This window comes from Exiguobacterium sp. FSL W8-0210 (assembly GCF_038006045.1).
Lineage (GTDB): Bacteria > Bacillota > Bacilli > Exiguobacteriales > Exiguobacteriaceae > Exiguobacterium_A.
In genome coordinates, this window is sequence record NZ_JBBOUK010000001.1 from 1,168,531 (window position 1) to 1,182,834 (window position 14,304).

The 14,304-nt window shown below is 48.4% G+C and carries 14 protein-coding genes; 7 read left to right on the plus strand and 7 right to left on the minus strand.

Annotated features, from left to right (window positions below; all coding sequences use genetic code 11):
- Window positions 1-11: 11 nt before the first annotated feature.
- Together MKY22_RS06010 and MKY22_RS06015 are read left to right on the plus strand one after the other, a co-directional pair.
- The gene (locus MKY22_RS06010; RefSeq protein ID WP_023467780.1) at window positions 12-710 is read left to right on the plus strand and encodes a cytochrome c biogenesis CcdA family protein; all 699 of its coding nucleotides are present in this window, start codon (window positions 12-14) and stop codon (window positions 708-710) included.
- Window positions 711-726: 16 nt separating this feature from the next.
- Window positions 727-1,206, plus strand: a complete 480-nt coding sequence (locus MKY22_RS06015; RefSeq protein ID WP_149427051.1) for a CcdC family protein — start codon at window positions 727-729, stop codon at window positions 1,204-1,206.
- A gap of 41 nt (window positions 1,207-1,247) precedes the next feature.
- Here MKY22_RS06015 and MKY22_RS06020 read toward each other — a convergent pair whose 3' ends face one another.
- The gene (locus MKY22_RS06020; protein ID WP_035408684.1) at window positions 1,248-1,673 is read right to left on the minus strand and encodes a DUF2621 family protein; all 426 of its coding nucleotides are present in this window, start codon (window positions 1,671-1,673) and stop codon (window positions 1,248-1,250) included.
- Between the two features lie 91 nt (window positions 1,674-1,764).
- On the opposite strand from MKY22_RS06020, the gene MKY22_RS06025 reads away from it, so the two are divergent.
- Window positions 1,765-2,088 carry a hypothetical protein gene (locus tag MKY22_RS06025; RefSeq protein ID WP_341087421.1) on the plus strand — a complete coding sequence of 108 codons (324 nt, stop codon included), beginning with the start codon at window positions 1,765-1,767 and terminating at the stop codon, window positions 2,086-2,088.
- 43 nt (window positions 2,089-2,131) lie between these two features.
- Here the strand turns inward: MKY22_RS06025 and MKY22_RS06030 are convergent, their stop codons facing one another.
- The 3 genes from MKY22_RS06030 to MKY22_RS06040 all read right to left on the minus strand — a co-directional run bounded on the left by MKY22_RS06030 (window position 2,132) and on the right by MKY22_RS06040 (window position 5,009).
- Window positions 2,132-3,436: an LD-carboxypeptidase gene (locus tag MKY22_RS06030; protein ID WP_341087423.1), complete on the minus strand. Its 1,305-nt coding sequence runs from the start codon at window positions 3,434-3,436 to the stop codon at window positions 2,132-2,134.
- Window positions 3,437-3,462: 26 nt separating this feature from the next.
- On the minus strand, window positions 3,463-4,476 hold the full coding sequence (locus MKY22_RS06035; protein WP_058265204.1) for a hypothetical protein: 1,014 nt from the start codon (window positions 4,474-4,476) through the stop codon (window positions 3,463-3,465).
- 92 nt (window positions 4,477-4,568) lie between these two features.
- Window positions 4,569-5,009 (minus strand): RrF2 family transcriptional regulator, encoded by a 441-nt coding sequence (locus tag MKY22_RS06040; protein ID WP_341087427.1) that lies wholly within the window; start codon window positions 5,007-5,009, stop codon window positions 4,569-4,571.
- Window positions 5,010-5,149: 140 nt separating this feature from the next.
- On the opposite strand from MKY22_RS06040, the gene MKY22_RS06045 reads away from it, so the two are divergent.
- Window positions 5,150-5,947 carry a hypothetical protein gene (locus MKY22_RS06045; RefSeq protein WP_341087429.1) on the plus strand — a complete coding sequence of 266 codons (798 nt, stop codon included), beginning with the start codon at window positions 5,150-5,152 and terminating at the stop codon, window positions 5,945-5,947.
- 56 nt (window positions 5,948-6,003) lie between these two features.
- On the opposite strand, the gene MKY22_RS06050 is transcribed toward MKY22_RS06045, so the two are convergent.
- Window positions 6,004-7,248, minus strand: coding sequence for an MDR family MFS transporter (locus tag MKY22_RS06050; protein ID WP_341087431.1), 1,245 nt, complete (start codon window positions 7,246-7,248; stop codon window positions 6,004-6,006).
- A 402-nt stretch (window positions 7,249-7,650) separates the two neighbouring features.
- On the opposite strand from MKY22_RS06050, the gene MKY22_RS06055 reads away from it, so the two are divergent.
- The 3 genes from MKY22_RS06055 (at window position 7,651) to MKY22_RS06065 (ending at window position 11,027) form a co-directional block, all read left to right on the plus strand.
- A complete protein-coding gene (locus MKY22_RS06055; RefSeq protein ID WP_035408673.1) occupies window positions 7,651-9,231 on the plus strand; it encodes a peptide chain release factor 3 in 1,581 nt (526 codons plus the stop codon).
- Between the two features lie 125 nt (window positions 9,232-9,356).
- Window positions 9,357-9,818, plus strand: a complete 462-nt coding sequence (locus MKY22_RS06060; RefSeq protein WP_341087441.1) for a hypothetical protein — start codon at window positions 9,357-9,359, stop codon at window positions 9,816-9,818.
- A 120-nt stretch (window positions 9,819-9,938) separates the two neighbouring features.
- Window positions 9,939-11,027, plus strand: coding sequence for an MBL fold metallo-hydrolase (locus MKY22_RS06065; protein ID WP_290776948.1), 1,089 nt, complete (start codon window positions 9,939-9,941; stop codon window positions 11,025-11,027).
- Between the two features lie 136 nt (window positions 11,028-11,163).
- Here the strand turns inward: MKY22_RS06065 and MKY22_RS06070 are convergent, their stop codons facing one another.
- Both MKY22_RS06070 and MKY22_RS06075 read right to left on the minus strand, forming a co-directional pair.
- Window positions 11,164-12,747, minus strand: coding sequence for an IS1182 family transposase (locus MKY22_RS06070; protein WP_341085783.1), 1,584 nt, complete (start codon window positions 12,745-12,747; stop codon window positions 11,164-11,166).
- 254 nt (window positions 12,748-13,001) lie between these two features.
- Window positions 13,002-14,240 (minus strand): purine/pyrimidine permease, encoded by a 1,239-nt coding sequence (locus tag MKY22_RS06075; protein ID WP_341087447.1) that lies wholly within the window; start codon window positions 14,238-14,240, stop codon window positions 13,002-13,004.
- Window positions 14,241-14,304: the final 64 nt, after the last annotated feature.

Consider the following 14,304-nt stretch of genomic DNA (forward strand, 5'->3'; position numbering starts at 1 on the left):
GGATGCTCATGATGGAGCTCTCGTTATGGTTAGCGTTTGGAGCAGGATTATTATCTTTCGTCTCTCCATGTACGCTACCACTGTATCCTGTGTTTCTCTCATACATCACAGGCGTGTCGGTAACGGATTTAAAAGAACGGGGCGTACGAGAAAAGCGATCCTTGTTTCATACGTTAGCGTTCCTCGTTGGTTTTGCGATGGTATTCGTTGTACTCGGTTTATCGACATCGTTGTTCGCAGATGTCTTTATCACATATCGGGATACGTTACGGATGGTTGGGGCACTCGTTATCTTCGTATTTGGGATTGTTCTCGTCGGATTATGGCAACCAACATTCTTGATGCGTGAAAAGAAACTGAATCTCGGGGAACGAAAAGGAGGATACGTCGGGACGGTACTCGTCGGAATCGGTTTTGCAGCCGGTTGGACACCGTGTACAGGTCCGATTCTCGCAGGAGTCATCGGATTAGCTGCGACCAATCCGAGTCAAGGCATGTTCTACATGCTCGCGTATGTCCTTGGCTTCTCGATTCCGTTCTTATTGATGGCGTTCTTCGTCGGTCGTTCGCGCTTGTTTGTGCAGTATAGTCTGAAATTAACGAAATTCGGGGGAGCCTTGATGATGGTGTTCGGAGTCATGCTGTATTTTGATGGCTTGAGTAAATTCGCAGCATGGATGAGTGACATCGTCGGATTCACTGGATTTTAATCAAGGAAGTGATCGGATGATTTGGATATCAACTGGGGTAGCGCTCGTCATGGGATTGCTGATCAGCTTCATTCGTGTGAAGGCATCAGCAAAACCGACGAATGCTAAAAAAATCTTGATCCCTCCCTTTGCGATGTCGACGGGTATGCTACAGTTTTTATACCCAGCATCCCGTCTGACATGGACGGAAGTGGCAGAAGCATTGCTCATTGGAGCCATCTTCAGCATCTTTTTGATCAAGACATCCAATTTTTATGAAGCAGAAGGGCAGATTTATTTGCAACGTTCGAAAGCTTTTTTCATCGTCTTATTCGGTATCTTATTCATTCGGACGGTTGCGAAGTTCTTCATCGGCGGGCAGATTGATATTTTCGAAACGGGCGGCATTTTTTATCTCGTCGCATTCGGAATGATCGTCCCTTGGCGCTTCGCGATGTATATGAAATACAAACGAGTCAAGTCGGGCACCGTGCCGGTTGCTCACTTACCTCACTAAAAAACCGCTGAAGGCGACTTCGGCGGTTTTTCGTGCATCTTTCAATTTTGGAAGTATAATGCGTAGTCTCGCCAGTCGATGGCGTGCTCCGTTAGTGCTTTTTTCAAGAATTTATGATCGCGTTTCGGTGTCGCAGAAATATACCCTTTGACGACCAGTTCGGATGTCATCTCTGTCGCCCGTTCTTCAAGTGCGAACTGTCCGATCCGCCCGGCAATCTTGCGGCGTGCGACATCACGAAATGCCGATGGAACCGGCATGACGAGAGCATTCAATAACTCCATCGTCTCATCCGTCCAAAGGTGTCGTGTTTTGTCGATGTACTCATCTTCCCAGTCCATCATCGATTTACCGTCTTCTTTCGGTAACTTCTTGAGGAACTTCCGGAACATGAAAAACCCGCCAATCGCCATGAGTGTAATCATGATAAAGCCCCAGAGCAGAATCCCGTTCATGAACCATTCCATACGCGACTCATCCCCCTTTCACATCAAATATAGATTAGCATAAATCAGGTGGACGTGCTATGATGAATGACGGAGAAAGTGAGGCGAAAGAATGCTGCAACCATACGTACAATTGGACGAGACCGGACAGCCCCGTAAAGGTGTTTTACCTGAAACAGCGGACGGTCGGATCGTTGAATTCTATTATGATACGAAGGGCGAAGAGATCACGGTCATCTTCGTCACCGTTCCGGCAGAAGATGCGAGCCGGAAGCGTGCCTTTACGGTCGGGAAAACGTTCAAGACGGTCTCGACACTCGAAGACTTCACGTTACTTCACTATGAATGGGCAAATGACCAGATTTTCGCAACACTTGAGATGTTCGAAGATGGGTCGAAACGTCAAATCGACGCTTCGAGATTGCTCGACTACTAAAAAAGAAGGAGATGCGGATTGCCGCGTCTCCTTCTTTTGATATTCAAGAAATATGAAGTCGGATGACCTCGTCATGCAGTTCAACCTGACCACCAATCGGAAACGTGAACAAAGGACTCGTATGTCCGAAGTCGACATTCGCAAGAACCGGTACGTGCTCTAGGACTGGATAGAGCGAGATCAGATACCGCAGATGCTCTTCCGTCATCTTCGTTGCGAGCTGGAAGCGCCCGAAGACGATCCCGCGAATCGTTTCGGCACCCGGTTGCGCCATCAATGAGGCGAAATCACGGGCGAACGTCGCTGGATGGACTTCGTAATCGTCTTCAAGGAATAAAACCGTATCCCGTAAATCAGGGAAGTGTGGTGTGCCTTGCAGGAGATTTAACGTACAAAGATTCCCACCGAGCAGTCGACCACTTGCTTGTCCCGGAGATAAGAGAAGTGGACCTTTGTTTGGTAACGTAATGACATGTCCGCGATCGTTATCACGCCAATGCACCGAAGGCTTGATCGTAACGGGATCCGTTCCAAACAACACTTGCTTGAAGTAATCGATTGTATAGGCGTCGCGATCACGGAAAGCCCGTAACATTGGTCCCGAGTACGTCACTAAGCCGGTATTCGTTAGAATGGCGTGACTGAGTGCTGTGATATCGGAGAAGCCACACAGGATTTTCGGATGTGTCCGAATCAATTCGTAGTCAAGTAAGTCGACAAGTTCATTCGTACTGAACCCACCGCGAACGCACAGAATCGCATCAACATTCGGATCAGCGAACGCAGCATGGAGGTCTGCAATCCGTAATTCAGGATCACTGGAACCGAACGGGTTGACGGCACGCGCATGTTGACTGATCGAAACACGTAATCCAAGTGATTCGAGGGTCTGGATCGCACCATCGATGATCTCCATCTCGACCGTCGAGAGGCTTGAGGCTGGTGCGATTAAGCGGACATGAGAACCATCCGTCAACTTCTTTGGAGTTAACGTCGGCAGGTGGGCAGCGATGATCTCCAAACGGTTACCGAAGGGATCAGCTGTGAAGAAACGACGACGTGGCGCAAGGCGTGTGTCATGCTCAACCGGATAACCGGCAGCTTGAAGAGCATCGCTCAAGGCTTCGAACGCAGCGACGGTTAATCCAGGATGCGCTTTTTTAGCAGGGGAGAAGGGATCCTCGATGCCGAGATGAAGTGCTGCACCATGATCCTCGAACCAGACACCACCACTGGCTTGAACACCAGCTGGTTTTTCGACTTCCTTCATATGTAAAAGCCCGGCATAAAATGCACGGGCGCGATCTTCTTCGTTTTTCGGCATAGCGAGCTGGACATGATCTAACATGAAGACACTTCCTTTACGAATGAGATTCAGGCAACGAACTGGGTGATCCGTTTTAGTTCACGTTCGACGAGGTTCAAGTAGAAGACACCTTCGATCCGGCGATCGAGAGACTGTGCAATCTCATAGAGATTCGTCCGAAGCGCTGCGAGATACGACGCTTCCTCACCAAGCGATTGACGATGGGCGAACGCATAGTGAGCGAGTAGGAACTGAAGATATCCACGATCAGTCAAGAACGGGATCAATTGTTTTTTCTCTTCCATCGACCAAGTATAGTTTGTATCATAATACATCTTCGCATACAGGTGATACGGCTCGTCACCGCCTGTGAAGAGGGTTTCACCACGTTTGACTTCTTCAATCAAGCGTTCGCTCCAATCGAAGCGTTCTTTTTTGCGACTGAGGAACAACGGAAGGATGTATGGGTGAGCCTGATCCGGCATCCGCGAGCAACCGCGTTCATGCCGCAGTGCTGCATAAAGTAGCAAGGCACGATCTTCGAAGCCACGATCAATCGCATACGTCATTCGGCTGAATGCTTCACAGGACGGGCAATCACTGAGTTCGTCACTTGGCGCGTCAACCCATTCCGATAGATAATGATCGGCTTGTTCCTCGTCACCGAGTTTGCTGTAGACCATGAAGCTGATATAGTCACGTGTCCGAATAAAGCCATGCGCGTCACAGAAGTCGATGAAACGGTCGAGGTCTTCTTCGAGAAGCGAGACCGTCACATCTTCTTGTTCTGCCATATAGATCAAGTAGGACTTGTAGTTCCAGTACAAATCAAGTTCTTGTTTGGGAGTCAGTGTCATCTCATCTTTTCGGATCCATTCCATCAAGAGCGTGAAGGACACGAGAAACGATCGGAAGTGTCCTAAGTCAAATTGATTTTGTGAAAATGCCCATAAGGAGAGGAAGCGGAGTGAATCATCAGCTGTTTCCTCAAAGATGGCCCATAAGGCCTCACCGCGTGCAACGGAGGGTTCTTCTTCCTTTAAGCGAAGATATAAGAGATGGAGTTCTTCTTGAGGGTTCATCTGTACCCCTCCTTTCTTATATAAGTATACCACGAGCGTTTTGAGAAATCGCAATTGAGCGAGGGTGGAATAAAAAAAGATTCCGAATCGGCTCAATCGCGGTTCGGAATCATTTCAAGTATTTGTGGATGAGTATCAGCTGTCGGATGTAGCAAATCATGTACTGTGTAACCATTGAGTACTTGATGGAACGCCGCAATGGCATCATCGAAGGCATCACGTGCCGGATTGAGCGAAGGAATCTCGTGAATGCCTTCTTGCGGATCGAGAAAATGAACGGTTGGTTCAAACAGTTGTACGACGTCACCGATATGAATTGCATCTGGAGGACCTGCTAAGCGGAACCCACCTCCACGACCACGGACAGATTCAATCAGACCACTCTGTCCTAAACGATAGACTACTTTCATCAAATGATTCTTAGAAATGTCGTAACAATCCGCTACTTCCTGGATTCGGACTAAACGATCGGGATGAGCTGCTGCGAACAGCAGGGACCGAATCGCGTAATCCGTATAACGTGTCATGCGCATTTTCATCACCTACTTAACACACATACTAGGGGGGGGCGCAAGCTTTTACAAATCTCAATGTGCAAAAAATAAGATGCATTTTAGAGATTGTTTTTGAGGGTGGATTCACGCATAATGGACGGTGAAAGGTAGGTTAAATTATGCATTTCGATCAGGCATTACACCTTTTGCAACAGCTCGGTCCATCGATGGAGCAAAAGGGATTGCGGATCGCGACGCGCTTCTATGACTCGCTCGAGGCGACGTACGAAGAAGAATTGCGCGCGCTTCGAGAAGCGGGGGCTCAGGACGGAACTCGTGCCTTGCGGATTTTACGCCTGAGTCAATTACTGAACCAGATTACCAACCAGCATGAATCGAGTGAACTGTTTAAATTGATTTTACTGAATGAAATCGATCAGACGAAATCGTTTCTGTTGACGTACCCGGACATCATCAGTCGTGAAATTCTTCAAGCTATTCAAATCGAATATGACCTTAAAGAAGATGCACCTTTACTTCAAGCTTGGAGTATCGTCCATCATCAACTTGTTGATACGTGCCGACATTTTTGTAAATACCGCCGTGCTGAGAACTGGCGTCAACAAGATATTTTGTTGATCGCAGAAGAACATCATCTCGGAGCCGTCATCGACGAAGCCCGACATGCGCTCCTGAGTGGTCGAAAAACGACCTTGTTACATGTCTCAGCTGAGGAACTGGCAGAACGAATGTTAGCGAATGTCCTATCCTTGACGACGAAAGGGATGGTCGTTCATCACATTCATCAAGAAGGATGGGAACAACAGATGCACGAATTCTTGACGATGATCACGGCAAATGATCCGATCGTCTTCGTCAGTGGATCGACGAATTTCATTGAAGAAATCCAGCAACGACTTGATCCGTTACCGGTCCTGTTTGGTCCGTTCGTAGCGGCAAATCAATTACCCTCTTAACGAGAAAAGCGATGTGTAACGCTCTGACAAAAGTCGGAGCATGACACATCGCTTTTTTAAGCTGATTTCGTTAAGCGTTTTGCGCGTTGAATCGACCGGTCGAGTGCGAGATAGACCCCACCTGAGACACAACAGAGCAGTCCGACGAATCCGAGCGCAAAGTCACCTTTTCCGGTATCAAGGAATAACGATCCGAGAAGTGGTGCGGTGACGCCACCAATCAACCACTGGAGACTAGCGGCACCATTGTACGTTCCGCGGAGATGTTCTGGTGCGATCAAGGCGATGAACGTCATCTGGACAGGTGACATGATCATCTCGCCGAGCGTATAGAACGCATAAATCGCAAGCAATACCGTCACGAGCACGACATAACTCGTTCCGAGTGAGAACAGGTAAGACGGAACGAATGCGAGGAAAATCATGCCGATTCCGAAAATCGAGGCTCCGAGCAACATGACTTTTCCGAATGCTTTGCCGGACAAGCGAGCAGCGATCGGGAACTGGAACAAGACGACCATGATTCCGTTCAGTGCCATCAAGTAAGGGAACGGATTTTGTTTCGTTGGTAACCCCGGTAGTGCTTCCTTCAAGAAGACCGGTAACATACTCTCAACGAGGGCAAATCCCATCGAGATGAAGACACCCGCACCGATGAAGATTAAAAAGACATGATCCTTTCGCAATACAGTGAGCGGTGATACTTTGACTTCGTCCGTCTTTTCGATATAGTCCGGTTTCGTCTCTTCGATGAAGAAGTAGAGTACGATTCCGTACAGGAAAAAGACGAAAGCGGCAGAGTAGAAGATGAGTGAACGGTCGACGAACAGGACGGCACTTCCGAGAAGTGGACCGAATGCGGCCCCGACGTTATGTCCCATCCGCAGCAGACCGAACGATTCGTTCAGGCGTTCTGGTGGTGTGACGTCAGCGACCATCGCGCTTGCCGCCGGATGGAACAGTGAACTTGATAAACCGAGCAGCGCGTTCAAAGCGAGAAGCGGTCCGAATGAATCGGCGAACGAGAAGCCGATTAAAGCAATGACGTCACCGATGATTGAGAGGACCATCAGTGGTTTTCGACCGAATTTATCAGCGAAGTGACCACCGAGAACGGCGCCGACGAGCGACATGATCGGTCCGGTCGCCATGATGATACCGACCAAGAAGTAGGAATCGAGTCGATCCGCATAATAAAGAACTAAAAATGGTGCAATCATGAACATCATGATCCCGGTGATCGTTTCCCCGACGAACCGGATCCAGATGTTGCGATCAAGCTGTTTGAGTGCGTTAAACATAGTGAAAACCCCTTATATTCCGTTTTTAGACAATAGAAAAGACGGATACGCACAAATATGGGCATACCCGTCCTAATATAAGAGGGCAGCATGTACGTATACGCATACGCACACCCTGCTTAATTAAAAATTAAACGATTGGGTGACGTACAGTTGTAGCCGATACAAAGACAGTGTGGACAGATGTCCGAGCTTGATGGAATACCATTGTACGTCTCCTCCTTCTGTAATAGTGAACTTCCTTGTCATCGTAAAGAAGATCGTGATGAATTGTCAACTTTAAATCTGAAAATTGAGTCAATGAAGTGAAATGGACGAGACCTTGAAAATTCGGTATGATAGACTAGTTGCGAAAAAGATTGATCGGACTTTTGAATATATCGTTGAAAGGAACTACCATACATGACAAACATTCTACAAACGGAAGTCGAAAAGCGTCGGATTTTCGGCATCATTTCCCACCCGGATGCGGGTAAGACGACATTAACTGAAAAATTCCTCCTGCACGGAGGGGCAATCCGTGAGGCAGGTTCTGTCAAGGCACGGAAAAACTCGAAATTTGCGAAATCCGACTGGATGGAAATCGAAAAACAACGCGGAATCTCTGTTACGTCTTCGGTCATGCAATTCGAATACGACAAAAAGATCGTCTCGATCATGGATACACCAGGTCACTCGGACTTCGGTGAAGATACGTACCGGATCCTGACAGCGGTTGACTCAGCGATCATGGTCATCGATGCGGCGAAAGGGATCGAGTCACAAACGAAGAAACTGTTCCAAGTCTGTCGGATGCGCGGGATTCCAATCTTTACGTTCATCAACAAGATGGACCGTCAAGCGCGTGACCCACTCGAATTGATGGAAGAACTCGAAGAAGTCCTCGGCATCCCGTCTGTAGCTGTGACGTGGCCAGCTGGTTCAGGTCAACAGTTCGAAGGGGTCTATGACCGCGTCAAAGGACAATTCCACTGCTTTAAAAATGATCGCAAGACGATCGAACTCGGCGAGGAAGGTCTCGCAAACGAAGAACTCGCGACGACGATCAACTCGGAAATGTACGAGACGTTGATGGATGAAGTCGACTTACTCGACGGCGCAGGTAACGAATACGATGAAGAATTGATCGCAAAAGGTGAGTTGACTCCGGTCTTCTTCGGATCAGCCCTCGTCGATTTCGGCGTCACACCACTTCTTGAACATTACTTGAACTTGTCCCCTTCACCGACACCTCGTGAGTCGAATAAAGGGAAAGTCGAGCCGGCACAAGACTTCTTCAGCGGTTTCGTCTTCAAGATTCAAGCAAACATGAACCCGAACCACCGTGACCGGATTGCGTTCGTCCGTATTTGTACGGGTAAATTTGATCGTGGAATGGACGTCGTCCTGACACGGACAGGCAAGAAAATGAAACTGTCGCAATCGACACAATTCATGGCGGATGAGCGGGAAACGGTCAATGAAGCGTTCGCAGGAGACGTCATCGGATTGTACGATTCAGGCAACTATCAAATCGGTGATACGATCACGAACGGTGATCCATCATTGCAATATGAAGCACTCCCGACGTTCGCACCAGAACTCTTCTTGAAGGTCTACACAAAAAACGCCTTGAAGTCGAAACAGTTCCAAAAAGGTGTCGAACAGCTCGCGCAAGAAGGTGCGATCCAGGTCTACAAGACGGAATACAACGAAATCATCCTCGGAGCAATCGGACAACTCCAATTCGAAGTCTTCGAGCACCGGCTCAAAGGTGAGTATGGCGTTGACATCTTGAAGGATGCTGCGAACTTCCAAGTCGCGAAATGGATCAAGCCAGCTGAAGTCGCTGCCGTCAAACAATTGACGGATTCACGGACGGTTCTCGTCTACGACCGTTGGGAAAATGCTGTTCTATTATTTGCGAATGATTTCGTCTACGAGCGATTCGTTCAGAAAAACGAAGGAACCATCACATTGGTCGATTCACCGCAACAACTCTAAGTTTTTGACGGACTACTTTTCGAAGTGGTCCGTTTTTTCGTTCCTGAAATTTCGTTTGATGGCAAGCGAACAAGGGTAAAAACAGAGCGAGTTTGAATTCATATGAAAAAGGACGGTGTCATGTGATGGCGAAACGGTTTGTTGGAATCTATCAGGATCAATCGAGTCTGGAACGAAAAATCGAGGAATTGAAACAACAGGGGCATCATGATTCGGATTTTTCTGTCGTCGGTCGAGATGACGCGGCAGACGAAGCATCGGGTGCAAGTTGGATTGATCAGGTCAAATCAAAATTTTCTAAAGAACCACCGCTCCGCGGGACATTAAAACGTGTCGGACATTCGGACGATGAGGCAGAACGGCATTACGCAGAAGTCGAGCGTGGCGGTCTTGCATTGTTCGTCAAGGATCGAGATCACGATCATGACCACGACCATGAGCACCATCATCACCATGACCACGATCATGATCATCGGCACGATGATAACAAGGTCGAAAATCCAGGGAATAACGCCTATGAATCCAATCACCGCGGGGACGGTGAGAAGAGCGACCGGGCGAAGTGGAAAGCGGACGATCTCGACTAATACCTAGAAGTGAAGGCGCCATATCGGTGATCTTCACTTTTTTCTCGTGTCCGGAGTCGCAAAGCGAGATGTGTGAGGAATCGAGGTGCTATACTGAGAGCATCGAAGAGGTGATAAGACATGAAAAAAATAGTGACAGCTTTAGCAGGAATCGGTCTTGCCAGTGCTTGGTTCATCAACCGATACCCGGTGTTTGGGAAACGACCAAGCCGTGCAGAGCGGCGGAGTTTCGAGCGATCAGATCGTTTTGTCGACGGGAAGTTCAAAAATGAGATGGATTTCCAGTTGAAGATGGAATGGGACTCGATGAAAAGCATCTTAAAGGATTACGGACGAAACATTCCGAATCTGCGTCCTGTCAAAGCGTTACCGACGCTTCCGTATCAGCGACGTCAAGACGATAGTGAAGCACCACGCGTCACATGGTTCGGACATTCGGCGTTTTTACTCGAACTTGATGAACAAACGATTTTCTTTGACCCGATGCTCGGGCGCGCACCATCACCGTTCCCGAAACTGGGTGGGGGACGTTTTCAAACGACGCAGAAGGTTGATCTCGATCGCCTGCCGTTGATTGATGTCGTCGTCTATTCGCACGACCATTATGATCATCTTGATTATCCATCCGTCCTCGCCTTGAAAAATCGAGTCGGTCGCTTCATCGTGCCACTCGGGGTCGGTAGTCGTCTCCGTGGATGGGGTGTCTCGGCTGAGCGAATCACGGAACTCGACTGGCATGAATCGACGCAAGTCGGTGGCATCAAACTGACAGCGGCTCCTTCGCGCCATTATTCAGGGCGAAATGGTCTTGATCAATTTTCAACGCTATGGGCGTCATGGGTCATCGAAGGCTCGCAAAAGGTCTTTTTTAGTGGCGATAGTGGATATGGTCCACACTTTAAAGCAATCGGCGAACAATATGGTCCGTTTGATTTGACGATGATGGAATGTGGGCAGTATGATGTCCGGTGGTCCAATTCGCATATGTTACCGGAACAAACAGTTCAAGCACATCGAGATGTCAAAGGTCGCGTCCTGATGCCGATTCACTGGTCTGCCTTCATCCTCGCTTTTCATGCCTGGTTCGAACCGGTCGAACGGTTGCTCAAGGAAGCGAAACGCGATGAGATTCCGGTTCTGACACCAATGATCGGGGAGAGTGTGACACCCGAGAGCACGACACGAAAATGGTGGCGGGAAGTGCGTTGAGTAAAATAGCTTTTTGATTTTAATCGAATGAAATGAGAAAAAAGTAGAGGCTGGGACATAACTAGCTGAATTTAACGAAAAGAAGGAATTGCCATCACTGAGGATGTGCAATTCCTTCTTTTTTCATTGTCTCTCGTCAAGCTGCCCTTCGGGCAACGCTTTGGATGAGCCATTTCCTCAAATTTACGGCCATGAGGATGAAGCCGAGCTCACGCTTCACCTTCGCTTTTCCTCGCACAGAAAAGCGAGTGAAACTCAAATTAGCCTTCAGATATCCAAAAACTGGTTCCACGTCTATCTTCCGTTTCGCATAGAGGGATCCTGTTTTTTGATCTGAAAGCCATTTTTTCATCTGTTCTTTTTGTTCTTCCCATGAAGTGTTTATGTGTACCTGTCGGTGACGCCCTTCTTCGGCCTTTGTACAACGGGAGCGGAACGGGCAGCCATCACACCCTTCACTTTCATACACCTTGAAATCACGCGTGAATCCGTAACGATCTGTTCTCTTGGACATGTAACGGAACGTTACGTCCTGTCCATTCGGGCACACAAACCGATCCGCCGTTTCATCGTAAGACCAGTTCGCTGTGTTAAAGGGATCGTTGCGCCATTTTCGCGACTTTTCTTTTTCGAACATCGTGTAAGGGATGAGTGGAATGCGCCCACGGCGCATCAGAATATCCTGATAATTCTCCTGACTCCCATAGCCGGCATCCGCAACGATATGCGGTGGTAGTGGTAAATATGAGCTGACCTCATCTAAAAAGGGGAGTAACGTCCGGGCATCCGTCGGATTCGGATAAATATCATAAGCGAGTGTGTATTGTCCTTCGGTCGCGATTTGAACGTTATAGCCTGGTTTGAGTTGTCCATTTTGCATATGATCTTCTTTCATTCGCATGAACGTCGCGTCCGTGTCCGTTTTCGAATAGCTGTTCCGTCCAGCGAGCGTCCTCTTTTGAAGGGCGTATCTCTGTTTCCGCTCGATGAAATCTGTAATTTCCTTTCGAAGGAGACGTGGTTCCTTCCGTTCAGAACGCAGACGTTTTCTTTCTTGGGTGTCCGTACTCGCCTCGATTTTTTGGTTGATGGAAGCGATATGTGCGTCTACAGCTTCACCCATGTGTTCGAGTTCTGAGAGAGTAAGCTCGTCCGGGTTTTCTCGTTCAATTTCCGGTAGGATGTCTTGTTCGACGAGGTTGTCATAGATACGATTCGATTTGTCCACGAGAGACGCACTATGACGTTCAATCGATTTCCGCCAAACAAAGGTATATCGGTTCGCATTCGCCTCTAACTTTGTACCATCGATAAAGATGGCTTCTTCATTGATTTCTCCCATCTCGACGAGATGGCAACGGAAGGTAACGAAGGCTTGCTTCAATATCGGAGTGACTGCGGGATGCACTCGAAAACGGTTGATGGTACGATAGCTCGGCGCATTCCCTTGTGCTAGCCACATCATCCGCAGACTATCGGATAGTAATCCTTCAATCTTCCGACCGGAGAAGACCGATTGTGTGTAGGCACATAAGATAATTTTCATCATCATGCGTGGATGGTAAGCCGGGCATCCTGTCGTGCGCATGAAAGGCTCGAACACATCGTCTGGAATGGATTCGACGAGATGGTGGACAGCGAACGCAATATCATTTTCTTGAAGACGAACTTCTAAATCTAAGGGCAGAACCAGCTGGTTCATGTTATAATCTTTAAACATAAGGGCACCTCCGATGGTTATGGTTTGATCACTTTAACTTTATCAGAGGTTGTCCTTATTTGTTTATTCAGAATCGGTTTTTTTTCATAGAACAAGGCCCTCGAAACGTATAGTCGTTTCGAGGGCCTTTTGTTTGTGAAACTGAGTTATGTCCCAGCCTCTACTTTTTTTAGGTGAATAAACAGATGAGATGTTCATCCTCGACTCTTATAGAAAAACGAGGATGATGACATCGTCCGGTCGTACAATACCATTTAGCTCGCCAATCGATCCACTTGTTTTACGCGACGTGAGCGAACTTTTTCGATGATCTCAAAACCGAGCACAAGCATCGTACCGACGAGTAATCCGTTACTGAGGAACGGACGAAGCGTCAAAGGCAGGACTTCCGCGATGACGGTTGATTGTAACAAGATACTGATGCCGATGACAGCACTGATCGCAAACGCATGGCGGCGACGGCTATTCTCCATGTTACTTTCCGCAGACTGCCAGGCAATCAGGAACATGTGCGGCAATGTCGCAAGCAACGCGGCACTCGCGACGCTACGCGGTAATGTCGCGATGATCCCGATCAAGCTTGGGAAGAAACCGATCAACGCGATGACGAGCGAGGCAATCAAGAACGGACGACGTTTCCGGCTTCCTGTTTGCGCGATGAACCCGCTCGTAATGGGTAAAGGCACCGGCACCAGCGTCGAGAAAGTAGCGGCGAGTATATGAATGACGCCTTCGATGGATAACCCTTGGTGGAGACGTCCTTGTTTTTGAAGCGTCGCTTCGACGGCGCTTAAAGCAGCAATCAAATTGACGACGAGCAAGATCGCGAACGGAATCGCGACAAGAAACGCGCTGCCGTCAAACTGCGGCCATCCGAACGGTAACGCTTGCGGTGGTGCGAACAAACTAGACGACGCAGGAAGCGACGGACGGCTGACGAGCCAACCAACGATGATTCCGATCATCAAGGCAAACGGACGTAAGCGACTCGGTCCAAACTGGCTGAGTCCGAGTACGAGCAAGAACGTGATGATTCCGGCGAGACGTGTTGCCTCGACGGCAAGAACGGCACCGAGCATGACGCCTGTTAATTGAATACATAATAAGAGCAAAAACGTTCCGCTGACGAGCGGTGTGAAGACGGGTAATAAGTATTTCGTCCATCCTGTCAAACCGAGAATGATGAGGACGACGCCGGCAATGACGACGGCTGCCATTGCGATCGTAAAGGCCGTTTTTGAATCGACCGGTAGTGCGGCGATGACGACGAAGATGCTGACCCATGATCCGGCAGGTCCCGATACGATCGGAAGCCGGTGGCCGAAGGCTCCGTGTAGGAAACAGGCAATCCCGCCTACAAAGAACGACCGTTGGACAAGAGCAGCTGTTTCGACTGATGAGAGGTCGAACAGACTGGCGACGACGATTGGTAAAGCAATCGTGTTCGCGAGTAAAAAGACGATCCACTGTAAGGTAGAAGTCGTTTGTTTCATGAAAAAGCTCCTTTCTTAAACTTCAGATATTCCTGCATCATAGCATATGATTGATGTTATGATT

Bases quoted from the DNA above. Each gene is read 5' to 3' on its own strand.
- MKY22_RS06010 (WP_023467780.1), top strand. From the start codon at position 12: ATGGAGCTCTCGTTATGGTTAGCGTTTGGAGCAGGATTATTATCTTTC.
- MKY22_RS06015 (WP_149427051.1), top strand. From the start codon at position 727: ATGATTTGGATATCAACTGGGGTAGCGCTCGTCATGGGATTGCTGATC.
- MKY22_RS06020 (WP_035408684.1), bottom strand. From the start codon at position 1,673: ATGGAATGGTTCATGAACGGGATTCTGCTCTGGGGCTTTATCATGATT.
- MKY22_RS06025 (WP_341087421.1), top strand. From the start codon at position 1,765: ATGCTGCAACCATACGTACAATTGGACGAGACCGGACAGCCCCGTAAA.
- MKY22_RS06030 (WP_341087423.1), bottom strand. From the start codon at position 3,436: ATGTTAGATCATGTCCAGCTCGCTATGCCGAAAAACGAAGAAGATCGC.
- MKY22_RS06035 (WP_058265204.1), bottom strand. From the start codon at position 4,476: ATGAACCCTCAAGAAGAACTCCATCTCTTATATCTTCGCTTAAAGGAA.
- MKY22_RS06040 (WP_341087427.1), bottom strand. From the start codon at position 5,009: ATGCGCATGACACGTTATACGGATTACGCGATTCGGTCCCTGCTGTTC.
- MKY22_RS06045 (WP_341087429.1), top strand. From the start codon at position 5,150: ATGCATTTCGATCAGGCATTACACCTTTTGCAACAGCTCGGTCCATCG.
- MKY22_RS06050 (WP_341087431.1), bottom strand. From the start codon at position 7,248: ATGTTTAACGCACTCAAACAGCTTGATCGCAACATCTGGATCCGGTTC.
- MKY22_RS06055 (WP_035408673.1), top strand. From the start codon at position 7,651: ATGACAAACATTCTACAAACGGAAGTCGAAAAGCGTCGGATTTTCGGC.
- MKY22_RS06060 (WP_341087441.1), top strand. From the start codon at position 9,357: ATGGCGAAACGGTTTGTTGGAATCTATCAGGATCAATCGAGTCTGGAA.
- MKY22_RS06065 (WP_290776948.1), top strand. From the start codon at position 9,939: ATGAAAAAAATAGTGACAGCTTTAGCAGGAATCGGTCTTGCCAGTGCT.
- MKY22_RS06070 (WP_341085783.1), bottom strand. From the start codon at position 12,747: ATGTTTAAAGATTATAACATGAACCAGCTGGTTCTGCCCTTAGATTTA.
- MKY22_RS06075 (WP_341087447.1), bottom strand. From the start codon at position 14,240: ATGAAACAAACGACTTCTACCTTACAGTGGATCGTCTTTTTACTCGCG.